This window comes from Cellulomonas xiejunii (genome assembly GCF_024508315.1).
Taxonomy (GTDB): Bacteria; Actinomycetota; Actinomycetes; order Actinomycetales; family Cellulomonadaceae; genus Cellulomonas; species Cellulomonas xiejunii.
Genome location: NZ_CP101987.1, coordinates 3,951,864 through 3,977,430, shown reverse-complemented (window position 1 = coordinate 3,977,430; position 25,567 = coordinate 3,951,864). Strand labels below are relative to the sequence as shown.

At 73.8% G+C, this 25,567-nt stretch carries 29 protein-coding genes; 19 read left to right on the top strand and 10 right to left on the bottom strand.

Annotated features, from left to right (window positions below; translation table 11 throughout):
* Positions 1–177 precede the first annotated feature (177 nt).
* Positions 178–930, top strand: coding sequence for an HAD-IIB family hydrolase (locus NP048_RS18260; protein WP_227576741.1), 753 nt, complete (start codon positions 178–180; stop codon positions 928–930).
* An 84-nt stretch (positions 931–1,014) separates the two neighbouring features.
* Here the strand turns inward: NP048_RS18260 and NP048_RS18255 are convergent, their stop codons facing one another.
* Entirely contained in the window at positions 1,015–1,281 is a 267-nt protein-coding gene (locus NP048_RS18255) for a hypothetical protein (protein WP_227576740.1), read from the bottom strand.
* 154 nt (positions 1,282–1,435) lie between these two features.
* The gene (locus tag NP048_RS18250) at positions 1,436–2,959 is read right to left on the bottom strand and encodes a cellulose binding domain-containing protein (RefSeq protein ID WP_227576739.1); all 1,524 of its coding nucleotides are present in this window, start codon (positions 2,957–2,959) and stop codon (positions 1,436–1,438) included.
* 227 nt (positions 2,960–3,186) lie between these two features.
* Here NP048_RS18250 and NP048_RS18245 point away from each other — a divergent pair, with 227 nt between their 5' ends.
* From NP048_RS18245 to NP048_RS18220, 6 genes are all read left to right on the top strand, one after another.
* Complete coding sequence (locus tag NP048_RS18245) at positions 3,187–4,212, top strand: DUF6896 domain-containing protein (protein ID WP_227576738.1); 1,026 nt, start codon at positions 3,187–3,189, stop codon at positions 4,210–4,212.
* 50 nt (positions 4,213–4,262) lie between these two features.
* Complete coding sequence (locus tag NP048_RS18240; protein WP_227576737.1) at positions 4,263–4,556, top strand: hypothetical protein; 294 nt, start codon at positions 4,263–4,265, stop codon at positions 4,554–4,556.
* Between the two features lie 260 nt (positions 4,557–4,816).
* Positions 4,817–5,458, top strand: a complete 642-nt coding sequence (locus tag NP048_RS18235; protein ID WP_227576736.1) for a T6SS immunity protein Tdi1 domain-containing protein — start codon at positions 4,817–4,819, stop codon at positions 5,456–5,458.
* Positions 5,459–5,508: 50 nt separating this feature from the next.
* The gene (locus NP048_RS18230) at positions 5,509–5,745 is read left to right on the top strand and encodes a DUF7660 family protein (RefSeq protein ID WP_227576735.1); all 237 of its coding nucleotides are present in this window, start codon (positions 5,509–5,511) and stop codon (positions 5,743–5,745) included.
* A 191-nt stretch (positions 5,746–5,936) separates the two neighbouring features.
* Positions 5,937–6,125 carry a hypothetical protein gene (locus NP048_RS18225; protein ID WP_227576734.1) on the top strand — a complete coding sequence of 63 codons (189 nt, stop codon included), beginning with the start codon at positions 5,937–5,939 and terminating at the stop codon, positions 6,123–6,125.
* 88 nt (positions 6,126–6,213) lie between these two features.
* Positions 6,214–6,795: a hypothetical protein gene (locus NP048_RS18220; RefSeq protein WP_227576733.1), complete on the top strand. Its 582-nt coding sequence runs from the start codon at positions 6,214–6,216 to the stop codon at positions 6,793–6,795.
* 90 nt (positions 6,796–6,885) lie between these two features.
* Here NP048_RS18220 and NP048_RS18215 read toward each other — a convergent pair whose 3' ends face one another.
* The 3 genes from NP048_RS18215 to NP048_RS18205 form a co-directional block, all read right to left on the bottom strand.
* The gene (locus tag NP048_RS18215) at positions 6,886–8,253 is read right to left on the bottom strand and encodes a cytochrome P450 (protein WP_227576732.1); all 1,368 of its coding nucleotides are present in this window, start codon (positions 8,251–8,253) and stop codon (positions 6,886–6,888) included.
* Positions 8,254–8,294: 41 nt separating this feature from the next.
* The gene (gene ggt / locus NP048_RS18210) at positions 8,295–10,178 is read right to left on the bottom strand and encodes a gamma-glutamyltransferase (RefSeq protein ID WP_227576731.1); all 1,884 of its coding nucleotides are present in this window, start codon (positions 10,176–10,178) and stop codon (positions 8,295–8,297) included.
* A 73-nt stretch (positions 10,179–10,251) separates the two neighbouring features.
* Positions 10,252–11,442, bottom strand: a complete 1,191-nt coding sequence (locus tag NP048_RS18205; RefSeq protein WP_227576730.1) for an NAD(P)/FAD-dependent oxidoreductase — start codon at positions 11,440–11,442, stop codon at positions 10,252–10,254.
* A gap of 152 nt (positions 11,443–11,594) precedes the next feature.
* On the opposite strand from NP048_RS18205, the gene NP048_RS18200 reads away from it, so the two are divergent.
* Positions 11,595–12,332 (top strand): glycerophosphodiester phosphodiesterase, encoded by a 738-nt coding sequence (locus NP048_RS18200; protein WP_227576729.1) that lies wholly within the window; start codon positions 11,595–11,597, stop codon positions 12,330–12,332.
* A 432-nt stretch (positions 12,333–12,764) separates the two neighbouring features.
* Here NP048_RS18200 and NP048_RS18195 read toward each other — a convergent pair whose 3' ends face one another.
* Both NP048_RS18195 and NP048_RS18190 read right to left on the bottom strand, forming a co-directional pair.
* Positions 12,765–14,453, bottom strand: coding sequence for a glucuronyl esterase domain-containing protein (locus NP048_RS18195; RefSeq protein ID WP_227576728.1), 1,689 nt, complete (start codon positions 14,451–14,453; stop codon positions 12,765–12,767).
* Between the two features lie 217 nt (positions 14,454–14,670).
* Entirely contained in the window at positions 14,671–15,537 is an 867-nt protein-coding gene (locus NP048_RS18190; RefSeq protein ID WP_227576727.1) for an oxygenase MpaB family protein, read from the bottom strand.
* 210 nt (positions 15,538–15,747) lie between these two features.
* Between NP048_RS18190 and NP048_RS18185 the strand changes: the two genes are divergently transcribed.
* Both NP048_RS18185 and NP048_RS18180 read left to right on the top strand, forming a co-directional pair.
* Positions 15,748–16,218 carry a GyrI-like domain-containing protein gene (locus tag NP048_RS18185; RefSeq protein WP_227576726.1) on the top strand — a complete coding sequence of 157 codons (471 nt, stop codon included), beginning with the start codon at positions 15,748–15,750 and terminating at the stop codon, positions 16,216–16,218.
* Positions 16,219–16,365: 147 nt separating this feature from the next.
* On the top strand, positions 16,366–16,554 hold the full coding sequence (locus tag NP048_RS18180) for a hypothetical protein (RefSeq protein WP_256769368.1): 189 nt from the start codon (positions 16,366–16,368) through the stop codon (positions 16,552–16,554).
* A gap of 11 nt (positions 16,555–16,565) precedes the next feature.
* Here NP048_RS18180 and NP048_RS18175 read toward each other — a convergent pair whose 3' ends face one another.
* Together NP048_RS18175 and NP048_RS18170 are read right to left on the bottom strand one after the other, a co-directional pair.
* A complete protein-coding gene (locus NP048_RS18175) occupies positions 16,566–16,997 on the bottom strand; it encodes a hypothetical protein (protein ID WP_227576724.1) in 432 nt (143 codons plus the stop codon).
* A gap of 40 nt (positions 16,998–17,037) precedes the next feature.
* On the bottom strand, positions 17,038–17,610 hold the full coding sequence (locus tag NP048_RS18170; protein WP_227576723.1) for a mycothiol transferase: 573 nt from the start codon (positions 17,608–17,610) through the stop codon (positions 17,038–17,040).
* 80 nt (positions 17,611–17,690) lie between these two features.
* Between NP048_RS18170 and NP048_RS18165 the strand changes: the two genes are divergently transcribed.
* Together NP048_RS18165 and NP048_RS18160 are read left to right on the top strand one after the other, a co-directional pair.
* Positions 17,691–18,653: a helix-turn-helix transcriptional regulator gene (locus NP048_RS18165; protein WP_227576722.1), complete on the top strand. Its 963-nt coding sequence runs from the start codon at positions 17,691–17,693 to the stop codon at positions 18,651–18,653.
* A gap of 131 nt (positions 18,654–18,784) precedes the next feature.
* Positions 18,785–19,549 (top strand): FAD-binding oxidoreductase, encoded by a 765-nt coding sequence (locus NP048_RS18160; protein ID WP_227576721.1) that lies wholly within the window; start codon positions 18,785–18,787, stop codon positions 19,547–19,549.
* A 21-nt stretch (positions 19,550–19,570) separates the two neighbouring features.
* Here the strand turns inward: NP048_RS18160 and NP048_RS18155 are convergent, their stop codons facing one another.
* Positions 19,571–20,512, bottom strand: a complete 942-nt coding sequence (locus NP048_RS18155) for a LysR family transcriptional regulator ArgP (RefSeq protein ID WP_227576720.1) — start codon at positions 20,510–20,512, stop codon at positions 19,571–19,573.
* Between the two features lie 70 nt (positions 20,513–20,582).
* On the opposite strand from NP048_RS18155, the gene NP048_RS18150 reads away from it, so the two are divergent.
* The 7 genes from NP048_RS18150 to NP048_RS18120 all read left to right on the top strand — a co-directional run bounded on the left by NP048_RS18150 (position 20,583) and on the right by NP048_RS18120 (position 25,544).
* Entirely contained in the window at positions 20,583–21,221 is a 639-nt protein-coding gene (locus NP048_RS18150; RefSeq protein WP_227576719.1) for a LysE/ArgO family amino acid transporter, read from the top strand.
* Between the two features lie 91 nt (positions 21,222–21,312).
* Positions 21,313–22,443, top strand: coding sequence for an FtsX-like permease family protein (locus NP048_RS18145; protein ID WP_372456813.1), 1,131 nt, complete (start codon positions 21,313–21,315; stop codon positions 22,441–22,443).
* Positions 22,440–23,126 (top strand): ABC transporter ATP-binding protein, encoded by a 687-nt coding sequence (locus NP048_RS18140; protein WP_227576717.1) that lies wholly within the window; start codon positions 22,440–22,442, stop codon positions 23,124–23,126. The genes NP048_RS18145 and NP048_RS18140 overlap by 4 nt, the downstream gene beginning before the upstream one ends.
* Positions 23,127–23,143: 17 nt before the next feature.
* Positions 23,144–23,707, top strand: coding sequence for a TetR/AcrR family transcriptional regulator (locus NP048_RS18135; RefSeq protein ID WP_227576716.1), 564 nt, complete (start codon positions 23,144–23,146; stop codon positions 23,705–23,707).
* 79 nt (positions 23,708–23,786) lie between these two features.
* The gene (locus tag NP048_RS18130) at positions 23,787–24,710 is read left to right on the top strand and encodes an NADP-dependent oxidoreductase (RefSeq protein WP_227576715.1); all 924 of its coding nucleotides are present in this window, start codon (positions 23,787–23,789) and stop codon (positions 24,708–24,710) included.
* Between the two features lie 106 nt (positions 24,711–24,816).
* Positions 24,817–25,311 carry a DUF2975 domain-containing protein gene (locus NP048_RS18125; protein ID WP_227576714.1) on the top strand — a complete coding sequence of 165 codons (495 nt, stop codon included), beginning with the start codon at positions 24,817–24,819 and terminating at the stop codon, positions 25,309–25,311.
* Entirely contained in the window at positions 25,311–25,544 is a 234-nt protein-coding gene (locus NP048_RS18120; RefSeq protein ID WP_227576713.1) for a helix-turn-helix domain-containing protein, read from the top strand. Before NP048_RS18125 ends, NP048_RS18120 begins: the two co-directional genes overlap by 1 nt.
* Positions 25,545–25,567: the final 23 nt, after the last annotated feature.

The window sequence follows — 25,567 nt, the reverse complement described above, 5'->3', positions numbered from 1 at the left end:
GGCAGGGGAGACGGTCACGTCGCGCGGATACGGCCCGTCGGTCCGGCCGTACCGGGTATCGTGGCTCGGTCGCGGGGCCACCTCCCCGCCGCCACCGGTCGAGCCGCGCGTCACCCTGCGGCCGCCGCCCCGCGCGGGTCCACGTCCGGTGGGCGCCGCCCGCACCCCGGAGGATCGATGACGTACGAGCTCGCGCTGTTCGACCTGGACGACACCCTCGCCCCGTCGAAGAGCAAGGTGCACCCCGAGATCGTCGACATGATCGTCGCCCTCACGCGCGTCGCCCAGGTCGGCATCATCTCCGGCGGCCGGTTCGAGCAGTTCGACGCCCAGCTGCTGTCGTCGATCGACGACACCGCGGCCCTCGCCCGGCTGCACGTGCTGCCGACGTGCGGCACGCGCTACCTCGTGCACGACGGCTCCGCGTGGTCCGAGGTCTACAGCGAGCCGCTCACCGACGACGAGTCCGCGCGTGCCGCCGCCGCCGTCGAGAAGTCGGCGCGCGAGCTGGGGCTGTGGGAGGAGAACACCTGGGGGGACCGCATCGAGCTGCGCGGCAGCCAGGTCACGTTCTCGGCCCTCGGCCAGGAGGCGCCGGTCGACGCGAAGGCCGCCTGGGACCCGGACGGCGCCAAGAAGGAGAAGCTGCGCGCGGCCGTCGCCGAGCAGCTCCCCGACCTCGAGGTCCGCTCCGGCGGCTCGACGTCCGTCGACATCACCCGCAAGGGCATCGACAAGGCGTACGGCGTCAACCGCCTGCTCGCGCGCCTCGGCCTGGAGCCGACGCAGGCCGTGTTCTTCGGCGACCGCCTCGACGAGGGCGGCAACGACTACCCGGTCATCTCGACGGGCGTCCCGTGCGTCGCGGTGGAGGGCTGGGAGGACACCCCGGCCAAGGTCCGCGCAGCCCTCCCGGAGGCGTTCGCCTGACGCGTCCCAGGGCGCGTCCCAGGGCGTGAGCGTGAGGGGTTGCCGTCGTCCTGCGACGGCAACCCCTCACGCTTGCGCCTGGTGTCAGGCGGCGTCGGTGGTCGTCGGCTCGATCCAGCGGGGGGTGCCGCGGCGGCGGACGGCGTAGCGCTCCGTGACGTGCTCGAGCAACGCGGCGGGCAGCCGAGAGCCCGCGGTCGTGACGCGGTGCGCGACGTTCACGGGGACGTCGCGGTACTCGTACTCGGCCCAGCTGCCTGCCGAGATGGACGTGAGACGGACCGTCAGGATGCCGGACGCGGCGTCGTGGCGGGCGGTGCGGGGTCGTAGAGCGGGGGACGTACGGGCCATCCCTCCACCCTGGACCGTCCGACGACCTCGTCAGTGGTCACGAGGTCCCACCGCCGGGCCGGATCGTGTGAGCCGCGATGCGGGACGGTGGAAGTGTGAAGCGTTGCTGCCGCTGAGCGGCAACAACGCTTCACACTCCTCGCCGGGGACCCCGTCATCCGGCCGAGCAGGCGATGGTGGTGCCCGCGGGGGGCGGGGTGCCGGTCCCGAGGAAGCCGTAGGTGGTCGTGGCGCCGGCCGGTAGGGACCCGTTCCACGACGCGTTGCCCACCGTGACGGTCGAGCCCGACGTCGTCGCGACGGACGACCACGACTGCGTCAGCGCCCCGCCCTCGGGGAGGGTGAACGACGTCCGCCACCCGGAGATCGGCGAGGTGCCCGCCGTGACCGCGACGTTCGCCTGGTAGCCACCCGGCCACGAGCTGACCACGGTGAGCGTCGCGCGGCACGCGGCTACGGGCGGGAGCGTGGGGGTGGGGCTGACCGTCGGTGTGGGGGACGACGTGGACGTCGGGCTGACCGACGGGGTCGGTGACAGGGTGGGCGTGGGTGTCGGCGTCGGCGTCCGCGTGGGCTCCGGGTCGCCGCCCAGGTCGAGGTCCTCCAGGTAGGCCGTCAGCTGCTCGGCGATGACGCGGTGGTCCGCGGCCGACGGGTGCCAGTCGCAGCCGCCGTAGTCCAGGCCCTCGTTGCCGTAGTACCAGTAGCGGACCCGGTCGTCGCCGGCGGCGTTGCGCTCCGCGACGACGCGCTGCGCGAGGTCCGGCAGGTCGGTGCCCGTGTGCACGTACGTGCCCGTGACCACGAGGTACGCGTCGTCGCCGTAGCGCTCGCGGAGCGTGTCGAGGAACCCGTGGTACGCCTCGACCCACGCCTCGCGCAGCGACGCCGTCGTCCACGGCTCACCGCTGCCCACGGCCGTCGAGAAGTCGTTGATGCCCAGGCCGATGACGACGGCGTCGGGGTCCCACCCGGGCGCCGGGTCGCCGGCGGTCGCCGGGTTCATGGGCAGGGTGCGGTCGTAGTGCGTCCGGAAGCTCGTGCCCGCGTCGCTGCCGCCGTAGTTGCGCACCATGCCGCGGCCGGAGAACGCGTTGACCTGGTAGTCGGCGCCCAGGGCGCGGGCGGTCAGCGCACCGAAGCTCAGGTCCGTGTTGGTGGTGCGGGTCAGCTGCGTGGACGTGCACTCCCGGGAGGTCGACGTGTTGCCGTACCCGACCGTGTAGGAGTCGCCGATGAGCTCGAGCTGCAGGTCACGGGGTGCGGGCGCCGACAGGATCGTGCTGCCACCGGCGCTGACGAACCCGCCGAACGTGCCGACGGCCCACGGCGCCTCCGACCGCTTGACCACCCGCACCGTGTGCTCGCGGGCGCTCAGCCCGTCGACGACGTGCGTCACGCGGCCGGGGGCCACCAGCGTCTCGACGGTGCGGCCGTCGATCGCCACGTCGTAGTCGTTCGTCGCGTCGTCCAGGACGATCCCGACGGCCGTGCCCCGGAAGCGCCCCTCGAAGTACACGCCGGGCCAGGCGTGCTGCCAGGTGGTCCCGGACTCGACCACGCGGCCGGCGGTGTGGGTGGTCTCCTCCAGCCCGGCCGCGGACGCCCCGGCGGCGGGCAGCAGCGCGACGCACGTCGCGAGCGCGGTGAGGGTGACGGTGGCACGCAGGGCTCGCACGCGGTGTTCCTTCGACGGGGGCGGCCGGCCGGGTGGCGACGGCACGTCCCTTCGTACCCGTGCGCGTCGTGCGATGCACCGGGTGAAGCGGTTCGTGTCCGGCGTGACGCGCGCGCACACGTGCGGGATGCTGTGCGCTCCCCGAGACCCGGAGGTCGCCGCCGTGCTCGATCGACTCCTCGCCGTGCACATGCGCGCCGACCATGCGTGGGGGCGGGAGGTCGGCCGTGACCCGGTCGGGTGAGCGCTCGTACGACGAGCGGGCGGTGACGGTCGGCGTGCTCCGGCTCGGACGCCAGGGACGCGCGGTGCTGTCCGCGGCGTGCTGCCAGACGCTGTGGTCGACCTACGACGCGGTCGCACCCGCACGCCTGGAGGCGTCGGCGCTGGTCCACGAGCACGTCCTCGACGAGCTCTGGGCGTACGCCGCGGGAGAACGGGGACCCGACGGGCTGGTCGACCTGGACCCGGTGGTCGACGAGGTGACCCCGCGCGACGACAGCGACGACTGGTCCGCGTCGTCGGCCTTCCTGCAGTCGGTGGGCATCGCGATCCTCAACGCCCTGCACGGCGCGGACACCGACGACCCGAAGCGCGCGGTCTTCGCGGCACGGCAGCTCCAGGACGTCGCGGACCACGTCGACGGCCTGGCCGAGGACGACGGCCCGTCGGCGCTCGCCCTGATCTGCGAGCTCGTCGACGCGTACCTCGCGGCGGCGGCCGCGTGCGAGACGGGTGCGGGCGACGGGGTGGCGACGCTGCGGGACACGTGCGAGCACGACGGCGAACGCCTGGCGGCGCTGGCCCTCCCGCACCTCGGGGACGAGCCGACACCGGCGCCGGCGCGCGTCCCGTCCGAGGAGGCGGGGGACGGGCTCGTCGACGAGCTCGTGGCCGACCTGCGGCAGTGCGCCGACGCGATGGACGACCTGGTGCAGGAGCTGCGCCCGGGAGGGGAGGCGGCCGAGCGGGCGACGCTCCCGCGCAGTGGCGTGCTGCCGAGCGTGGGGTTCTACCGTCTGCACGGCTACGGGTGCCGCGTGACCATGCGCGACGGGCGGGAGGTCGACTTCGACTGGGACGCGGCGGGACGACCTTCCCTCGACCTGTGGCGGTCGCAGAGCTACCTCGAGAGCCGGGGGTACGCGCCGCAGGACGAAGCCGCGCTGGAGGCGGACCTGCGGGCTCAGCGCCATCTCGTGACGGACGACCGGTCCGGCCACCTGTGGTTCAGGCTCGACGCCCGGCGATGACGTGCTCCGTCTCCACACGCTTTTTCCGGGAGCTTGAAGGAAGGCTTGCTGTGGGAATGTCGATCCAGATTCGCAATGAGAGTCGAGCCATGATTCGGACTTGGCCAGAGCGCATCTCACTGCCGATCGCGTCCTTGGACCCTGAACGGTTCCCTTTGACCTCTGGCATCAACCCCTATGGGGATACCGTCTTCAATCAGACACAGGTCGAACGAGTTTCCGCCGAGCTGGTCATGTGGCTGGTTGAGGAGCGGGATGAGGCGACGCGGAGCGCGCTCGAGACGCTGATCGAAGCGTGCGCCAGCGTGCATCGCTTCCAGTACCTCTGGCTTGTCGGTGAATAGCACGCAGTGAGTGGGAGGTTCCCGCTCTCGTCATCGATGCTTCCTCGGCGATCCCACTCGGCGGAGCATGTCTGGCTGTGGCCGGACGACGAGCTGTCATGGGATGCGGGCGGTCGCGGTTGCGTCGTCGACGGTGGATGACCAGTCCGCAGCCGCAGCGCTGGCCGGGAGCTGTTGTGCCCGCGAGGTGGAGGACGCCGGACGGTGAGGGCGCGGGTATCGACGCGCAGGATCGGTCCACGACATGCTGTGCCCCCCGGATGATGGAGGTCACCGTCGTGCTGGACCGCTTCCTCGCTGCCTTCCCCCGCGACGACGCCGGGGTGACCGAGCCGGTGTCGCGCCGACCCGAGCTCGTGGCCGTGCGCGGGTACGGCGAGGCGGCCGAGGCCGTCGGGTCCGGCTCGCGTGGTGGTGGGCGCTTCCGGCTGCTGAGCGAGCGGACGTGGACGGAGGCGACCGGTGTGCTGGTACGGGCGTTCCCGGGCGACGTCGGGCGCGCGATCCCGTTCGGTCGGGACTGGATGGGGCGGATCTACGCGATCGACGTGTCGCGCACGGTCGACGGCGATCCGCAGATCACGCTCCTCGAGGTCAACCAGGCGCGCAGCTTCCAGGTCGACCACTCGCTGACCTCGTTCCTTGACGAAGGCCTCGTCGACGAGCCGGACCTGTACCTGGAGCAGGAGGTCTACGACGCCTGGGTCGCCGGGGGAGGTGCGCTGCCTGGCCCGGACGAGTGCGTCGGGTTCGTCGTGCCCTCGTTCCTCGGCGGCGACTTCGCCACGACGAACCTCGAGGTCACGGACCTGTCGGTGTACTGGGAGGTCACCGCCCAGCTGGTCGAGGCGTCGCGGACGCTGCGGCCCGGGACGGGGATCAGCGGTGTCTCGATCGACTGACGGACGTCATGTGCGGGCGTCGTACCGCGGGGACACGGGGGTGGCGCGACATGCCTGATGGTGTGCTGACCGGCCGTGACCTCGTCCTGAGCGCGCTCGACGAGCTGATGCGCGAGCTGCCCGCCGCCGAGGGCTGGGAGAACCCGGACCTGGACCGGTACCTGGAGGCGTTCGCGGCGCTCCTCGGGTCGATCGAGAACGCGTACGCGAACACGGGACGCCCTGTGCCGCAGGACCCCTGGCAGCTCGTCGCCGAGGCGCTGCGAGGTGCGCGGTGGTACGAGTGAGCGGCCCGGCGGGCGAGCACACGTCCGGCTTGAGGACCCACGGGCCGCACGCTAGGCGAATCCTCGAGCGCCGAGCCGCTGCAGCGTCCGGAGAGCCTCCGCGCGCGACCCCCGGGCATGTCTGGAACTCCCAGTCCTCGACGGCGTCCGGGCCGTCGAGCACCTCGTTCAGGGCGCTCCGGATCACGGCCGTGAGCACCTTCGAACAGGGCGACGAGCTCCGTCAGACGTCGCGTTCCGGCTGGGCGGCCCTCGTCGGTGGGCGGTTCATGTGTCTCGTGCAGAGCGACGACCCGCAGATCGGCTTCCAGGACGTCGGTGCCACGCCCGTGCTGTGGAACGACGCCGAGTGGGCGGAGTCGCGCAGACGCCCGGGGTGAGCCAAGCGCGCCCCGCTCGACACCGTCACGGGCACGCGATTCCGGTCTCCCCCTGATTGGCGAGGGCACGGAGCCCTACGGTGGCCTGGTGATGGACGTCGACCGGCTGAAGCGTGCCGCCGAGGAGCGCACGCTCTCGCGGTCCGAGCTGGCCTCCGTGGTGACCGAGATCGACGCCGGGGCTCGTGGGCCGTACCTGCTCTCGCTCCTCGGTGTCGTCGCCCGCGCGCGCCCGCCGCACGCCGAGGAGCTGCTCCTGCGGTTCCTCGACCATCCCGAGCACCCGGACGTCGCGTCCTGGGTGCTGCACGCTCTGGGCCTTCAGTGGCGCCGGTTCGACCTGGTCGCCGACAGGGTCCGGACGGCCCTGGCGGGGCCGGACGACCTCCGGGACGTGCGCCTCACGGCCGCGACGGTAGCCGCCGCGATGTACCGGGCGGGTGGTGCCGACGACCTGCTGGCCCACCTCGTGCGGGATGTCGAGGTCGCCGCCAGCAGGATCGAGCTGCGGCTGGCGGTCGAGCCGCTCGTCGACGCCCTGGGGATCGAACGGCCGGCCGGAGGGCTGACCGAGCTCGCCGACGAGGCGCTGCGCGTCGGTCGGCAGCGGCTCGCGGAGCACGTCCGCGCACCGGTCTCGGGCGGCGACCACCAGCGAGGGGACGTCTGATGCGAGTCACGACGACGAACGCCGCCGACCCCGGCGGCGAGGTGCTGCTCGTGGGTCGGACCTTTCGCGGTACTGCGACCTAGCCTGGCCTCAGCCCCCCGTGCGCCCCCGCCGCTCGCCGACGACCCGTACCCGGAAGCTCGCCACGGGCCCCGGCGTGGGTGCGGCACGCCGCCGCAGCACCGCGTCGCGCGGCGGGAGCTCCAGGTCGAGCCGGTGGAAGACCCGCGCCGCCGTGAGGGTCATGAGCACGTCCGCGACGCCCTTGCCGAGGCACGTGTGCGGCCCCTTGCCGAACGGCGCGTACGCCCCCGGGGTCACGTGCTCGCGGCGCTCGGCCCCGTACCGGTCGATGTCGAACCGCAGCGGGTCGGGGAACAGCTCGGGCAGGAAGTGCGGCACGGTCACCGCGCAGTAGACGGGCTCGCCCTCGCGGATCAGGTGCCCGGCGTACTCGAAGTCGCGGTTGGCGACGCGCGGCTGGGCGACGGCGATCGGGTACAGGCGCATGGTCTCCATGACCGCGCCGTTCGTCGCGGTGAGGCGCTCGAGCGACGCCTCGGTGAGCGGGCCGGAGGCGAAGACCTCGTCCGCCTCGGCGCGGATGCGCGCGAGCACGTCCGGGTGCGCGAGGACCGCGTGCACGAGGCACCCGAGCGTGTTCGCGACCGTGTCGAGCCCCGCGACGTACGGGCCGGTGAGCGCGAGCACCAGGTCGTTCGCCGCGAGGAGCCCGGGATCGGCGTCGTGCGCGTCCATGATGTCGTCGACGAGCGTGCGGCGGTGGTCGGGCCGCGGCTCGCGCGCCCGGTGCGCGCGGATCATCTCCTCGCCGAGCTCCTGGACCCGCGCCCGCGACCGTCGGTACACGGGGCTGCGCAGCACGATCTCGGGGCGCTGGCGCGTGACGAGCGCGTTGAGGATGTAGAGGATCGTGGTGCGGATGTCGCGCACGTACTCGGTCGGCACGGTCCCGGTCAGCATCGTGCCGAGCTGGCTCGTCACCAGGAACTGGAGGGCCTCGACGACGGGCACGGACGTCCCGGGCCGCCACGCGCGGTCGAGGCACTCGTCGGTGATCGCGACGAGCTCGTCCAGCCGGCCGTCGAGCGCCTCGCGCGAGTACCCGTGGCGCATGACCTCGCGCAGCTTCCGGTGCTCGGGGCCGTCGACACCGGTGAGGGTGCGCGTCGCGCCGTACTCGTCGACGAGCCCCTGCCACACCTCGGCGGACCGCAGGCTGTCCCGCCCTTCGCGCGAGCCCATCCACCGCGCGAGCTCGGGCCCGGCGAGCACCGTGAGCGTCCGCCGCAGGGCACGGACCCGGAACACAGGGCCGTGCTCGGCGTAGCACCGCACGAAGAACGCAGCCGGATCGCTCGCGAGCGCGGCGACGCTGCCGATCACGGGCGCGCCCGGCACGACGGGGATGGTGTCGACGCTCGTGGACGCGGTCATCGCACTGGATCGCTCTCTCGCGGGGATGTGGGTGGGCGGGGTCAGCGGCGGGGGTGGACCACGCCCGCGCTGCCGCCGCCGCGGCGCTCCGGCTCGGCGACCGACAGCAGCTTCCCGCGGTCGAGGAGCTCGATCGCGGTGGCTGCGCCGATCTCCGGGGTGTCGGCGAACACGTGCCCCAGCGCCTCGAGCCCGGTGCGTGGGAAGCCCGGCTCCGCCTGGATCGACGGCCCGTTGCGGGGCGTCGCGCGGGGGGCGGCCACGGCCTCGTCGAGCGGCATGCCCAGGTCGATCCGGTTCACCAGCGTCTGCAGCACCGTCGTGATGATCGTCGAGCCGCCGGGTGACCCGAGCGCCAGAAGCGGGCGGCCGTCCTGCAGCACGATCGTCGGCGCCATCGAGCTGCGGGGGCGCTTGCCCGGGCCGGGGAGGTTCGGCTCCACGCCGTCCTGCGTCTCGTCGGTGAAGGTGAAGTCCGTCAGCTCGTTGTTGAGCAGGAACCCGCGACCCGGCACGACGATCCCGCTGCCGCCGGTGGACTCGATGGTCAGGGTGTAGGCGACGACGTTGCCCCAGCGGTCGGCTGTCGTCAGGTGCGTCGTGGAGGTGCCCTCGGGGGCCTCGCTGCCGGGGTCGTCCCCCGGGGCGCACGGCTCGTACGTCCCGTCGGGGGACCCGGGCGTCACCGGCTTGGGCAGCGCCGCCGCCGGGTCGATGAGGCAGGCGCGCTCGGCCGCGAAGCCGTCGGACAGCAGCTCGGCCAGCGGGACGTCGACGAACGCGGGGTCGCCGACCCAGCGGTTGCGGTCCGCGAAGGCGAGCGAGGCCGCCTCGACGTAGTGGTGCAGCGCCTGCGTCTCGTCGAGGGTGCCGACGTCCACGGTCTCGAGGATGTTGAGCGCCTCGCCGACCGTCGACCCGCCGGACGACGGTGGCGCCATGCCGTAGACGTCGAGCCCGCGGTACGTGACGTGCGTGGGCTCGCGTGGCACGACGTCGTACGCCGCGAGGTCGGACGTCTCCAGCAGGCCCGGCCGCACGACGCGGGTGCTGCCGGGCGCGACGGGCGGTGCCTGCACCGTGTCGATGATCTCCTGCGCGAGCGGACCCGCGTACAGCGCGTCGACGCCCTGGCGGGCCAGCAGCCGGTAGGTGCGTGCCAGGTCGGGGTTGCGCAGGACCGAGCCGACGCGCGGGACCGCCCCCCGCGGCAGGAACAGCGCGGCGGTCGACGGGAAGTCGGCGAACCGGTCCGCGTTCGCCTCCGTCTGGTCGGCGAACGTCTGGTCGACGACGAACCCCTTCTCCGCGACGCGGGTGGCGCCGGCCAGCGCGTCACGCAGGCTGAGGGTGCCCCACGTGTCGAGCGCCGCCTGCCACGTCGCCGGCGTCCCGGGGACGCCGACCGACAGCCCCGACGCCACGGCCTCCTCGAACGGGATCGCGACGCCGTCCTCGACGAACGCGTCGGGACCCATCGCGGCCGGTGCGGTCTCGCGGCCGTCGATCGTCTGCACGGTCCGGCTCGCCGCGTCGTACACGACGAAGAACCCGCCGCCGCCGATGCCGGCCGAGTACGGCTCGGTCACCCCCAGCGTCGCCGCCGCCGCCACCGCCGCGTCGACCGCGTTGCCGCCGCGGCGCAGCACGTCCAGGCCGACGCGCGTCGCGTCCGGGTCGACGGTCGAGACGGCGCCTCCCGTGCCGACCGCGACCGGGACCTTCGCGGGTGGGCGCCCGTGCCCTGGTCCACCGCGGCCTGGTCCGCCGGGCCCACCGCGCCCGTCGACGCTCGCACCACCGTCGACGTCGGCCCCGGCACCCGCCGGGCCGGGTGGCGCCGCGCTCCCCGGCAGCGCGCCGGCGGTGAGCGCGACCGCGGCGACGACGACGGCGAGCGGTCGGGTGAACGTGGACGTGCGCATGGCGGCCCCCTGTGGTGCGGACGTCAGGAGTCCGTCCTACCACCGCCAGTGCCGCCGGGCACGGGGTGCGGCGTCAGGACACCTTGCCCCGCAGGAGCCGGTGCCAGTAGATCTGCGGCTCGACGTACCGGTCGAAGACGTACAGCGAGCGTCGCGGCCGCGCGAGGTCCGGGAAGGGGATCGTCGGCTCGGCGTGCCCCTCACGGTCGTGCTCGGCCAGCAGCAGCTCGCTGCGCGACGTCGTCACGGGGGCCACGGTGTAGCCGTCGTAGTGCCGCAGGGGCACTCCCGCACGGGACGCGGGGATGTTGTGCGCGACCACGGGAACCTGCTTGCGCAGCGCCCCGCCGGACGGTGACGTCTCGACCGTCGCCACGTCACCCAGCGCCCACACCCGCGGGTACGTGCGGTGCCGCAGCGTCAGCGGGTCGACGTCGACGAAGCCGTCGCTCCCCTCGGACGCGAGGCCGCTCGCGGCCACCCACGTGGGTGCCCGGTGCGGCGGTGCGAGGTACAGCGCGTCGTAGGTCAGCGTCTCGGTGCCGACCCGCGAGCGCAGGTCCAGGCGGCGGGCGACCGGGTCGACGCGCTCCACCGCGGTGCCGGTGCGCACCCGCACGCCGTACGCGTCGGCCGCCAGGCGCAGCTCTTCGTCCGCCTGCGCGGTGCCGGCGAGCCGCGACCCCTCCACCAGCAGGTCGACGGTGAGGGCGTCGAGCACCCCGGTCGCCCGCCAGTGGTCCGCGGCGAGGAACAACGGCTTGAGGCCCACGGGGGAGCAGGGCACGTGCCGGTCCGAGATCGCGAACACGACCCGCCCCGTGGTGAGCACCGAGAGCATGTCCCACGTGTCCGGCGCGTGCTCCGGCAGGTAGCTGGTCGACGCGTGGGGCGTCGCGACCGCCTCGGCCATGCCCGGCACGGCGTCCCAGTCGACCTCCGACCCCGGGCACAGCACGAGGTCGCCGTAGACGAGCGAACGGCCGCCGGCGAGGTGGACCGTCGACGCCACGGGGTCGACCGCCCTCACGCGGTCCTCGTACCAGTGCACGTCGACCGGCACGAGGTCGGCCTGCGGGCGTCGCAGGTCGTCGAGGGTCGCGGCCCCACCGGCGACGTACGACAGCAGCGGCCGGTAGTGGTGCACCTCGTTGGGGTCGACGAGCGCGACGTCGGGGCACCCGCCGCGCAGCAGCTTGGCGGCCAGGGAGATGCCGGCGTTGCCGCCCCCGACGATGACGACGCGATGGCGCGGAACGATCATGAGCGGCCCGCTTCCTGCGGTCGGAGGCTCTTCCCTGCCACGCTAGGTGAGGCGTCGCAGGTCCGCGCGTCGAGGTCGTTCCGTCGCCACGGCGTGGCGTGGCGTTCCATCGCCCCGACGATCGAGTCGGCCTACCGTGAGAACGTGGAGCCGTGCCTGTGACGAGGGTCGTCGCGCACCGGGGCAACTCGTGGGTCGCGCCGCAGAACACGCTCGCCGCGTTCGAGGCGGCCGCCCGTGCGGGCGCCGACTCGATCGAGCTCGACGTGCAGCTGACGTCCGACGGGCACGTCGTGGTGATCCACGACGACACGCTGGACGCGACGACCTCGGGCTCCGGCCGGCTCAGGGACACGACGCTCGCCGAGGTCCGCGAGCTCGATGCGGGGTCGTGGTTCTCGCCGGCGTACGCCGGGCAGCGCGTGCCGCTGCTCGACGAGGTGGTCGACCTGCTGCTGCGGCACCCGTCCGTCGACCTGCTGTGCGAGGTGAAGGGCGAGTGGACGGCCGACGAGGCCGCCCGCGTGACGGGGCCGCTGCGGGCGGCAGGGCTCGCGGACCGCGTCGTGGTGCAGAGCTTCTGGCCGGGGACCGTCGAGGCGCTGCGCGACGCGGACCCGGGCCTGCGGCGAGGGCTGCTGCTGGGCGAGGTGGGGCCGGACGTGCTCGACGTGTGCGCGTCGCTCGACGTCGTCATGGCCAACCCGCACGGCCTGCTGCTGCAGCAGGACCCCGGCCTGGTCGCGCGCCTGCACGGCGCCGGGCTGCAGGTCGCGGTCTGGACGCTCGACGAGCCGGCGCACTGGGCGGCAGCCGTCGGCCTGGCTGTCGACGAGATCATCACCGACCGCCCGGACCGCCTAGCCGGTTGGCTGACCGCCCCCCACTGACCCCCGCCCGTGAGAGTGCAATCCAGTCCCCGGGTGGTGCGTGAGAGTGCAATCCAGTCCCCGGGTGGTGCGTGAGAGTGCAATCCAGTCCCCGGGTGGTGCGTGAGAGTGCAATCCAGTTTCCATGCGCGCCAGTGCTCGCGACTGGATTGCACTCTCACGGGGGGAGGGGAGGGCTGGATTGCACTCTCACGGGGGGAGGGGAGGGCTGGATTGCACTCTCACGGGGGGAGGGGAGGGCTGGATTGCACTCTCACGGGGGGAGGGGAGGGCTGGATTGCACTCTCACGGGGGGAGGGGAGGGCTGGATTGCACTCTCACGGGGGGAGGGGAGGGCTGGATTGCACTCTCACGGGGGGAAGGGAGGACTGGATTGCACTCTCGCGGGGGGAGGGGTCTCGCGGGAGGGGGGATCCAGTCCTCCCTTCGGGGTCAGGCGCAGGTGGCTGTGAGGCCCTGGCCGTTGCCCGTGCCCTGGAAGCCGAACTCGGTGGACTGACCTGCCCCCACCGACCCGTTCCACGGTGCGTTGGCGAAGCGGACCGTGCCGTTGGTGCCGCTGTTCACCGAGCTCCACGCGTTGGTGACCGCGGCCCCGCCGGGCAGCGTGACGGTCGTCGTCCAGCCGTTGAGCGCCGACGAGCCTGCCGTGACCTTGATGGTCGCGACGAAGCCGCCGTTCCAGGAGTTCAGCGACACGGTGGCGGTGCAGCCGCCCGGCGCCGACGTGGGGGTCGGCGTGGGTGTGGGTGTGGGCGTCACCGTGGGGGTGGCCGTCGGGGTGGCTGTCGGGGTGACCGTGGGCGTGGGCGTCGGCGTGACCGTCGGCGTGGCGGTCGCGGTGGCCGTGGGCGTCGGGGTCGGACCGTCGGTGAGGACGGGCGTCGTCCAGTCGGCCCACTGCGACAGGCTGCCGGCGGCACGGCTCGAGATGCGCATCTGGCCCTGCGAGGACCCGCTGCCCAGCAGGAACTTCTGGATGTTCTGCTGCAGCGGCGTGCGCCACTCCGAGCGGTTGGCGCAGTGCGACCCGTCGGCCACGTCGGACCAGTAGGTGATGTTGCCGCCCGCGCCGAGCGCCTTGTAGATCTCGGCCCCGCCGAGCGCCGCGACGCTCGCGGACCGCGGCCCGAGGTTGGCGATGTGCGGGTTGTCCATGATGAACAGCCCGCGCGGTGCGACGAGCCCGACGAGCTGGTGGGTGTCGACCGGAAGGTTGTTCGGGTTGCCCGTGTACGAGCCGAACGCGTCGCCGAACCACGGCTGCTCGCCGTAGGCGCTGCTCAGCGACTGGGCGCCCTCGCCGGCGATGCCGCGGAAGATCGGCACGCCTGCCGTTCCCGACTCGATCGGCATCGTCAGTGCGATGCGCTGGTCGAACGCGCCGGCGACGATGGCACCCTTGCCGAAGCGTGAGCACCCCGTGACGCCCGTCGCGTCGGCCTTGAGGATCGACCCGCCCGACGTCTCGATGACGTCGATGATGCGGCTGACGCCCCACGCCCACGCCATGAGCAGACCGGTCTGGCTGTTCGAGCCGTAGATGTCGTAGAACGCGCCCTGCTTGTTCGCGCGGCCCGTGCCCTCCTTGCCGACGGCGTACGGGTCGAAGCTGATGACGGCGGCGCCCGAGCTGCGGATCGTGGCGGTGTCAGCGCCGAACCCGCCGTAGACGACGACCGCGGGGAACGGTCCGGTGCCGCTGGGCAGCGAGACGTTGGCGGAGAAGCTCGTGGACCGGCCGTTCTGGGAGACGTTGACCGTGATCCGGGAGCTGGTGACGCTCCCGGACACGGACGCCGGCTTGGCGGGCTTCTGCCCGTAGACGTACTGCTCCATCAGACGCTTGGTCTGCTCGCGCTGGCAGCGCCAGTCGGCCTTGGTGGTGATGCGCGTGCCGTCGGCCCGCCGGAACGGGTCCGGCAGCCGCGAGTTCGACGCCGCGGCGGGCAGCGACGGGAACGTGCAGTCGGCACCGACGTTCTCGACGGCCTCGACGAACGGCGCAGCGTGCGCGGGTGGAGCGTTCGGCACGTCGGCCACGACGACGGCGGCGGCGAGCGCCAACGTCGTGAGCACGACGAGTGCGGGTCTGGACTTCGAGCGGCCCGTGGTTCGCACCGGGTCTCTCCCTCCGTGAGGGTGGGGGAGCGTGGTGCTCGGGCCTCGACGACGGCGTGAGCGACACTGCTCCTGGGGTCGAGCGCCACTGTGCAAAGGTTTTCCATGGGCGGTCAACGCGCCTAAACCCTTATGGGCTGAGGGCAACGACGTTGCCATCGCGGACGTCCACCGGGACCGGCCCGGGGCCGATGTCGACGCCGCTCGGGCCGAGGTGTCAGCCCTCCGGCTGGCCGGCGAGCAGCCACCGGACCGTGCGCGTCGCGCCGTGCCCGGCAGCCCGCGCCGCAGCGCCCCGGGCCCGCCCCGGACGCGGCAGCCCGAGCGCGTCCGTCGCCCACGGCGGCAACGACTCCACGGCCGCTGCGGCCAGCGCGGTGTACCCGGGACGCAACGTCCAGGGCACCGGCGGCTCACGCAGCAGGAACTGGGCGGCGTCGATCGCGGCGGGCGTCGCGCGCAGGACCGGGCGGTAGCCCTCGATGGCGGCCCGCAGCCCGGCGACGGTCTCCGGCACGTCCACCGCGCCGAGCGCGCGCCCGACGCGGGCCGTCTGCGCCACGTACTCGTCGGCGCGCGCCGGGCTCAGCGGGTGCGCGCCGTAGCGGTCGTGCGCGACGAGGAAGCTCTCGATCTCGGCGACGTGCACCCAGCGCAGCAGGTCGGGGTCGTCCGCCGCGTACGCGATCCCGTCCGGGGTCACCCCCCGCACCCGTGCGTGGATGGTGCGGACCGCGTCGACGGCCGCCTGCGCGTCGTCGGCCGTGCCGAAGACGGTGGTCGCCAGGAACGTGCTCGTGCCGGCGAGCCGGCCCCACGGGTCGTCCCGGAAGTCCGAGTGGCTCGCGACGCCCGCCATCGCCGCCGGGTGCAGGGACTGCAGCAGCAGCGAGCGCAGCCCTCCGACGAACATCGACGCGTCCCCGTGGACGACGCGGACCGCCGCGTCGGGCCCGAACCACCTCGGGCCCGGGCGCCCGTGGATGCGGGTCCTGCTGCGGTGCCCGTGCGGTCCGGCGACACGCAGGAAGAGCGCCTCGCCGGAGCGGGCGCGCCAGCGTCGGACCGGGTCGACGAGCGTCATCCCACCACGGTACGGACCACCCGCCGACCTCGTCGTCCCGAGCGCCCGGCGACCGTCTCCGCGGTGTCGTGGGCTCGCCATACCCCCCCGAAACCAGAAACAGGCCCATGTCGGTGAAGAACGGACCAAAGACGCAGTCGGATCTGTTCCGCAAAGCCGCGCCGTCGGTGAGGATGGACGCCGACGCGCCCCAACGACGAGGAGAGCTCCATGGAGACCACCCGGACCGACCTGAACCCCGCCACGATCGCCGCGGTGCGTGCGACGGTGCCGATGCCGGAGCTCACCGCGTTCTACGACTCCGCGTACGACCGGGTCACGGAGGCGGCCGGGCGCGAGGGGTGGACGATCGCCGGACCGGCCTTCGGGTGGTACCACAGCATGCCGACGGACATGGTCGACCTCACGGCAGGCTTCGTCGTGGAGGGTGCTGCCCTGGGTGAGTCGTCCGAGGGTGTCGAGGTGACGGAGATGCCGGGCGGTGCCGCGCTCGTGCTCATCCACACGGGGTCCTACGACGGGCTGTCCGACGCGTGGTCCCGGCTCGAGCAGGAGCGCGCCGCGCTCGGTCTCGAGGGTCGCGGGGACTTCTGGGAGGAGTACGTGACCGACCCGGCGCCCGACGGCGACCCCGACCTGAACATCACCCGCCTCGTGCTGCCGCTCCGCGTCGACGCCTGACGCCCGGCCTCGACGCGGCAGAGGTCCCAATCGGGTGTCGGTGCCGGGCGGCATGCTGTGCGTGCCGGTACCCGCGTGCGGTGGCGGTGTACGTTCACGACCGCTCGGCGCTCCTCCAGGAGGGTCGGCACCGCGACGACCGGGGGGATGGAGGAGACCATGCCTGCGCTGCTGCGTCTGCTGCTGCCGGACCGCCCTGACGTCCCCGCCGAGCGGGCCCCCGTGCCGTGCGCCGCGCGCCCCGGGACGCCTTTCCGTCACCTCGACGGGCCGTGCCAGTGCTTCTTCGGCGGCCCGGCGCCGGAGTTCCCGCCCACGGCGGGCTCGCCGGCCTGACGCGTCCGGCCTCAGATCGGCAGCGTCTCAGCGAACCGCACGACCCCTGCCGCGATGAGGCAGCCGACCGTCCCGACGAGGGCCACGCCGGCCAGCACGAGGGTCACGACCGCCCCCGTCGTCCGGCCCTGGCGGCGCGGCGTCACGTCCGTGGGCCGGGTCGGGTCGACCCAGACCGTCCCGTCGAAGACGTACGGCTGACCCGGTGCGCGGACCCGGAACACGTGGATCCGGGTGCGCAGCAGGCTGCCGTCCGGTGCCGGGTACTCGACCTCGACGTACTCGCCACCCAGGCTCGGCGCCTCCGACAGCAGGCGCGCCGGGACGCGGACCCGCGTCACTCCCCGCGCGACGGCCAGGGCGCGGAACCCGACGACGGCGAGGAGGACCGCGAGGCCGAGGCTCCCGACGGCGGCGTACGCGAGGACCGAGGAGGCGGGCACGCGCACACGGTAGCGGCCGTGACCGGGCCGGCGCGTCCGCTCACGGCTGGGGCGGGTCCTCCCCGACGAGCCCGTCGATCGCCTCGCGGAACAGGTCCGCGTGGCCGAGGTGCCGGGCGTACTCGGCGTTGATGTCGACGAGGACGCGGCGCCGGTTGGGGCTGCCCTCGACCCACTCGATCGCGGCCGGCTGGTCGAGGCCGCCGTCGGCGGTGACTCGCGCCCACGCGTCACGCGCCCGCTCGACCGCCTCCTGCCACCACGTGTAGAGCTGAGCGGGGGAGTCCTCGGCGGCGCTGCGCCAGTCGTAGCCCGGCCAGTCGTCGGCGGTGGTGTGGTGCCACGGGGTGCCGTAGCCGCCGGCGCCGAGCCAGCGCGCCACGAAGTCGTCCTCGACGAACGTCATGTGCTTGACGAGGCCGGCGAGCGTCATCTGCGACGGCGGGAACGGCCGGTGCAGCGCGTCGGCGTCGAGCCCGCCGACCTTCCACGCGAAGGTCGCGCGGGAGCGTTCGAGCATGAAGAGGGCGAGGTCGACCTCGCCGGCGTCGAGCGCGGGCTCGTTGATGGTGGTGTCCAGCGTCGGGATCCCCTGGGGGGTGGTGTCAGTCATGAGGCGACCGTAGGTTCGGTACCGGACGATCCGGTTCCGGTTCTTCCGGCCGATCGGTGCGCGATCCGACGGGGGCGGCGATGGCGACCAGCGACACGAGCCCGACGTCCCGCGCTCTCCTCGCCCTCGCCGAGCTGCAGGCCAGCCCGGGGACCACGGCCGCGGGCCTCGCCGCGGCCCTCGGCGTCTCGGAGCGTGCCGCGCGGCGCTACGTCGCGATCCTGCGCGAGTCCGGGGTCCCGGTGACCTCTGTGCGAGGCCCCTACGGCGGGTACCGGGTCGGGCGTGGTGTCCGGCTGCCGCCGCTGGTGTTCGGTCCGGACGAGGCGCTCGGGCTGGTCATGGCCGTGCTCGACGGCCACCACGACGTGCGGGACCGCGCCGACCCGGTCGGGTCCGCGCTCGACAAGCTGCTGCGCGCGCTCCCCGAGCGGGTCGCGGCGCAGGCCGCCGTGGTGCGCCGGTCCACCGCGACGGCGCCGGACCGGGCGGCCGCGCGCCCCGACCCGGTCGTCACGACGGCCCTGGTGCAGGCGTGCGCGGACCACCGGCCCGTCCGCGTGCGGTACCGCGCCGAGTCGGGCCACGAGTGGGACGCGGACGTGGACGCGTGGTCGGTCGTCGTCCGGCACGGCCGCTGGTACCTCGTGTGCCGACGGCACGACGGCGACGCCGTGCGCACCTACCGCGTGGACCGGGTGCTCACGGTGCTGACGCTGCCGGGCACGGCCGCCCCCGCCCCGGACGTCGACCCCGTCGTGCTGCTCGAGGAGCACCTGGCGCAAGGCTGGGAGCACGACGTCGACGTGCTGATCGAGGCGGCGTACGAGGACGTCGCGCGCCGACTGCCGACCGCGCTGGGTCGTCTGGAACCTGTCGGCCCGGCGACGACGCGCCTGGTCGCCACGACGAGCAACCCCGTCTGGTACGCCCAGCAGCTCGCGGTCGTCCCCGTGCCGTTCCGGGTCGTCGGAGGGCCGGAGATGCGGGCGTGCGTCCGCGACGTGGGTGCGCGCCTGGTGGCGGCGGTCGACGACGTCTGACCGCGGCCGACCGGGTCGAGCGGGGCGGCGCACCCGTCGCGACCGGCTGTCACCCGATCGTGGTGTATCACCCGGGGGTGCCACGCCTCCTGACCCATCGACGCGGGTGGCGCGTCGGGGAAGGGGTGCGCGTGTTCACACCGCTGCCGACGCACGCCGTGACCCTGACGGCCCCGACGCCGGACCCGCCGCCGTCGGGACCGCAGACCCGGCACGGGCATGACGCCCGGCTGCGCCTGGCCGCACTCGCCTCCGCCCTGGCCGACGTCGTCCCCGGACGGCTGACGACGCCCGACGGCGCGACTACGCCCGACGGCGCGACTACGCCCGACGGCGCGACGGCGCCCGACGGCGCCGCGACGCCGGAGCCCGCCGCGGCGCCGGACGGTCACGCACAGGGTGCCGCGCTCGTGGTCACCCCCAGCACGCCGGACGAGGTGGCGTACGTCGTCCGCGCGGCCCGCGAGCACGGGGTGCCGGTCGCCGTGCGTGCCGGCCGGCACGGAGCGGCGTCGCTCGACGGTGCCGTCCTGGTCTCGACCACCGGCCTCGACCACCTGACGGTCCTGCCGGTGCTGGCGCGCGCGCACGTCGGCCCGGGCCTGCTCTGGGCCGACCTCGTGGCGACGGCCGCGCCCTTCGGGCTCGCTCCCGTGGCCGCGCGGGCCCCGGTCACGGTCGTGGCCGACCTGGTCGGCACAGGCGAGCAGGCCGGGGTCGGGGTCCGCGCGCTCGACGTAGTGACGGCGGACGGCGAGCGGCGGCGCGTGACGCCCACCGACCATGCCGAGCTCTTCCACGCGCTGCACGCCCAGGGCGACGTGGCCGCCGGGGGTCGCGTGGCCGGGGTCGTCGTCGCCGTGGAGCTGGACCTCGTCGAGGCGACCGCCCCCTGAGGGCAGGGCGGCCCCGCGCCGTCAGAGGACCTGGCGCGTTCGCCCACGTGTGACGTCGAGCGGCTGGCCGGTGCCCTCCAGGGCGGTGGCGGCCGCGGTGCGCAGTGCGCCGGCGACGGCGTCGAGGGCGTCCGTGCGCAGGGACCACTGCTGCCAGAGCAGCGGGACGTCGACCGTGTCGTCGGTCAGGCGGACCAGGCGACCGGCGCGCTCGTCGTCGTCGGCCTGCTGGCCGGGGAGCATGCCCCAGCCGAACCCGAGCCGCACGGCCGCCGCGAAGTCCGCCGACGCGGGCACGAGGTGCCGGGGTGGGCGGGCGGGGTCGACGCGCCGGCGGCGCAGCCACCGGTCCTGCAGGTGGTCGTCGGTGTCGAACACGACGACGGGTGCGGCGGTGAGCGCAGCGGGCCGGATCTGGTCGGTGTGCCACCGGTCACCGAACCACCGGGCCGCGAAGGCCGGCGTCGCCATCGGGCGGTAGCGCATGACGCCCAGCGGCTCGACGGTGCAGCCCTGGACGGCCACGGCCTGCGACGTCACCGCCCCCATGACGGAGCCGTCGCGCAGGAGCTCGGCAGAGCGGTCCTGGTCCTCGCGCACCAGGTGCAGCGCGACGTGCCCGGCCAGCGGCGCGAGCGCGGGGAGCACCCAGGTGGTCAGGGAGTCGCCGTTGACCGCCAGGGTGACGCGCGGGACAGCGGCCTCGCTGCCGAGGTGCCGGGTCGCGTCGGCGGTGAGCGCGTCGAGCTGGCGGGCCAGGCGGACCAAGGGCTCGCCGGCGGCGGTCGGGCGGACGGGCCGGTCCCGACGCAGGAGCACGGCACCGGCGGTCTGCTCGAGCGCCTTGATGCGTTGGCTGACGGCCGACGGCGTCACGTGCAGGGCGCGCGCGGCGGCGTCGAAGGTGCCGAGGTCGGCGGCGGCGGCGAGGGCACGGAGCTGACCGAGGTCCCAGTCGGGCATGCAGCAACGCTAATGGACCATGAGGAACTTTCGCTGGGCTGGTGACGGGAAGGCGCCTAGCGTCGGCGGTGTGTGGAGCTCAGCAGCGGCCGGTCTCGGTCTCGGTCTCGGATTGATCGTCGCCATCGGCGCGCAGAACGCGCACGTCCTGCGGTACGGCCTGCGACGGGAGCGCGTCGGTCTGGTGGTCGCGATCTGCGCGGTGTCCGACCTGGTGCTCATCGCGGTCGGGGCGGCCGGTGTCGGCACGGTCATCGCCGCGAGTCCCACGCTCACCGTCGTCATGACGCTGCTGGGCGCCGTGGTGCTGGTGGCGTACGGGGCGGCCGCGGCGCGGCGCGCGGTCCGCGGCGACGGGACGCTCGTCGTGGACGGCACCGCCCCGGTAGCCGCGCGGCCCGACGGCCGGGCGGCCGCGATGACCGTGGCCGCGACGACCCTGGCGCTGACCTGGCTGAACCCGCACGTGTACCTCGACACGGTGGTGCTCCTGGGCTCGCTGGCCGCCGGGCAGGGGGACGGGCGCTGGTGGTTCGCCGCCGGCGCGGGGGTGGGCAGCGTGCTGTGGTTCACGGCCCTGGGGTACGGGGCCGCCCTGCTGCGCCCGGTGTTCGCGCGGCCCGTCGCGTGGCGGGTGCTGGACGCCGTGATCGCCGTGGTGATGGTGGCCATCGCGGCGGGCCTGGTGATGGGCCTCGCGGAGGGCTGAGCAGCGCGGCCATGTGTTGTCGACGCCGCGTCGGTAAGATGTCGACACCGCGTCGACAAGGCGTGGTCCCCGTCGAGAGGTCTGCCACCTGATGTTTCTCGCACTGCGCGAACTGGCATTCGCGCGTACCCGTTTCGGTCTGATGGGGGCCGTCGTCGCCCTCATCAGCGTCCTCATGGTCCTGCTCTCAGGACTGTCGTCCGGGCTCGTGGTCGACGGCGTCTCCGGGCTGCAGCGCAGCCCCATGGACGCCGTGGCGTTCGAGTCCGGCACCAAGACCGACTCCGCCTTCACCCGCAGCGTCGTGACGTCCGACCAGCGTGACGCCTGGGCCGCCCGCGACGACGTCGCGGACGCCGAGCTGCTCGGCACCGCGATCGTCAACGCGAAGAACGAGGACGGGGCGCCGGTCGACCTCACCCTGTTCGGCGTCGAGCCCGGCGGCTTCGTCGAGCCCGCGGCGGCCGAGGGCAGCGCACTGGCCGGCGACGGCGAGGTCGTGCTGTCCGTCTCCGCCCAGAGCGAGGGCATCGAGCTCGGTGACGTGCTGACGATCGACCGCATCGGCACGGAGCTCGAGGTCGTCGGGTTCACCGAGGACCAGCGCACCTTCGGTCACATGGACATCGGCTTCCTGCCCCTGACCACGTGGCAGGAGATCCACTCCTCGACCGTCCCGGGCCAGCAGGCCAGCCCCGAGGCGTACGACTCGGCCAGCGTCGTCGCCCTGCGCGGCGTCGACGGCAAGCTCCCCGACCTCGCGGCCGGTGACGCGGCGGCGGGCACCAGCGCCCGCACGATCGTCGAGGCGTACGACTCGTCGCCCGGCTACACGGCCGAGATCATGACGATGCAGCTCATCCAGGCCTTCCTCTACGCCATCTCGGCGCTCGTCGTCGGCGCGTTCTTCACGCTGTGGACCGTCCAGCGCACCCGTGAGCTCGCCGTCATGCGGGCCATGGGCGCCTCGACGCGCTTCCTGCTCGGTGACGGGCTGGCGCAGGCCGCCATCCTGCTCGTCGTGTCCGTCGGCGTCGGTCTGGCCGTCGGCCTGGGCCTGGGGTCGCTGCTCGTCGGGACGGGCATGCCGTTCGAGCTCGAGAGCGGGCCCATCGCGACCGGTGCGCTGCTGCTGCTGGGCCTCGGCCTGCTCGGCGCGGCCGTCGCGACCGTCCGCATCGCCCGTGTCGACCCCGTGACCGCGCTGGGAGAGAACCGATGACCGCCTCCACCACCACCCGTACCGGCCTCGCGCTGAGCGACGTCACCCTGACGTTCGGCGACGGTGACAGCCAGGTCGTCGCCCTGGACCACGTGGACCTCACGGTCACGCCGGGCGAGATCGTCGCCGTCGTCGGCCCGTCCGGTGCGGGCAAGTCCAGCCTGCTGGCCGTCGCCGGTGGCCTGACGCGCCCCACGTCGGGCTCCGTCGTCGTCGGTGGTAGCGACCTGACCGAGCTGTCGGGTGCCGCCCTGGCGCGGTTCCGGCGTGACAACGTCGGGTTCGTCTTCCAGTCCGGCAACCTCGTGCCCGCGCTGACGGCGATCGACCAGCTGCGGCTGGTCGAGAAGATCACCGGGCGCCGCGCGGCGACTCCTCCCGAGAAGCTGCTCGCGGCCGTCGGCATGGCCGACCACGCGAAGCGCCGGCCCGGCCGCCTGTCCGGTGGCGAGCGCCAGCGCGTCGGGATCGCCCGGGCGCTCGTCGCGTCCCCCTCGGTGCTGCTGGTCGACGAGCCCACCGCGGCGCTCGACCGGCGTCGCAGCCATGAGATCGTCGAGCTGCTCGCGCGGCAGACGCACGAGTTCGGGGTGGCTACGGTGATGGTCACCCACGACCACGACGTGCTCGAGCACTGCGACCGGGTGCTGGAGATGGTGGACGGGCGCCTCGGCGCCGTCTGAGACGAGCAGGAGGACGCGTGCCCCGGATCACAGCCGCATCGGTACCCGAGCACCGCGAGGCCCAGCGCCGCGCGATCCTCGAGGCGACCCGTGAGCTGTTGACCACCCGCCCGGACGTCGAGCCCACCTTCGCGGAGATCGCCGCGAAGGCGGGGCTCGCACGTCCGAGCATCTACCACTACTTCGCGTCCCGGGACGAGCTGTTCCGGGCGGTCGTCGTGGAGGCGCTGCCCCGCTTCCGGGCCGCCGTGACGGAGGCGACCGACGCGCAGGACGAGCCGATGGCGAAGGTCGCGGCGTACGCGGACGCCAACCTCACCCTGGTCGCCGACGGCGAGCACGCCGTGATCAGCACCCTCGCGGCGATCAGCCCGGGCGCGTTCGACGACTCGTGGGTCGAGGAGATGCACGGCCGGCTCACCGGCCCGCTGGTGCAGGCGCTGCGTGACGCGGGCGTGGCAGAGCCGGAGGTCGTCGCGGAGCTCGTGAACGCGGTGGTGCACCGGGCGAGCGCGCTCATCGAGGGCGGCGCGGACGTCGACAAGGTGCGGACCGCGGTCCGGGCGCTGCTCGCCCCCTGAGCGGTTCGTCGCCGGAACCGGACGACCCGGGGCGCAGCGGTGCGGAACAGACAGGCACCCGCGGGTGGTTGCGCCACGTATGCGTGCCATCACCTACGACCGCTTCGGCGGCAGCGACGTCCTGCAGCTCACCGACCAGCCGGAGCCCAAGGTCAGCTCGGACAGCGTCCTGGTGCGGGTGCGTGCCGCGTCCGTGAACCCGGTGGACTGGAAGATCCGCGCCGGGTACCTCGACCAGATCATCGACACCGAGTTCCCCGCGATCCCGGGGTGGGACGTGGCGGGCGTCGTCGAGCGGCCGGGCCTGGACACCCCGGAGCTGGCGGCCGGTGACGAGGTCTACGGCTACGTCCGCAAGGACTGGCTGCACGGCGGGACGTTCGCCGAGCTGGTCTCCGCGCCCGTGCGGACCATCGCCCGCAAGCCCGCCTCGCTGACGTTCGAGGAGGCCGCGGCGGTGCCGCTGGCGGGGCTCACGGCGTACCAGTCGATCGAGCGCGCGGGTGTGCGCGACGGGCAGACGGTGCTCGTGCACGCCGCGGCCGGCGGGGTCGGGCAGTTCGCCGCGCAGATCGCGCGGGCGCGCGGGGCCCGGGTCATCGGTACGGCGTCGACGCGCAACCACGACCACCTGCGCGGCCTGGGCGTCGAGCCGGTCGAGTACGGCGACGGGCTCGTCCAGCGCGTGCGCGGGCTGGCGCCGCAGGGCGTCGACGTCGTCCTGGACTACGGCTCGGACGACCTGGTGCCGACGACGCGTGCGGTGCTGGCCGACGGCGGCACGGTCGCGTCCGTCGTCGACGACGCCGCGCGCGACGAGCTCGGCGGGCACTACGTGTGGGTGCGGCCCAGCACGACGGACCTCGACGCGCTGACGCGGCTGATCGACGACGGTGCGGTGAAGGTCGACGTCGCGAAGGTCTTCGACCTCGCGGACGCCGCCGCCGCCCACGACCTGGTGGCCGAGGGGCACGTGCGCGGGAAGGTCGTCGTGCGGGTCTGACGCCGTGCGCTGGCGTGCCTGACGGCCGCTCCTCGATCGAATGCCTTGAGGAATCGATCGTTTCTCGATAGATTGCTCGTGTCCGACCCCGATCGAGGAGCCCGTCATGCGCAACCTGACCGTCGGAGCGCTGCGCGTCGTCATCGCGCTCGCACTGGCCGGCGCCCTGTTCGTCCAGTGCGTCATGGCGCCGCTCCTGTGGACCGACCTCGTGGAGGCCGGCGCTCCGCTGTCCGTGCGGGTGCCGTTCGTCGCGATCTTCGTGCTGGGGCTCCTCACGCTGCAGGTCTGCGGCGTGTGCGTCTGGCGTCTGCTGACGATGGTCCGCCGCGAGGAGGTCTTCACCCCGGCCGCGTTCCGCTGGGTCGACGTCATCATCGGCGCCATCACCGCGGCGGCGGTCCTGGCGTTCGCGCTGGCGGTCGTGCTCGCACCGGGGGAGGCGGTCGCCCCGGGCGTCGTGCTGCTGGTCTGCGGCGTGGCGCTCGTCCTCGGCGGCATCGCGTTGATCGTCCTGCTGCTGCGCATGCTGCTCGCGCAGGCCGTCGATCGCGACACCGAGGCCCGGCGCCTGCGCGACGAGCTCGACGAGGTGATCTGATGCCCATCGTCGTGGACGTCGACGTCATGCTCGCGCGGCGCAAGATGTCCGTCGGTACGCTCGCCGAGCGGGTCGGCATCACGCCCGCCAACCTCGCGGTGCTGAAGAACGGCCGCGCCAAGGCCGTGCGCTTCACGACGCTCGCCGCGCTGTGCGAGGTGCTGGAGTGCCAGCCGGGGGACCTGCTGCGGTGGGAGCCGGACGGGGAGCCGGACCCGAGCGACCCGGCGTAGCCCCGCGTCGATACCCTCTGGCG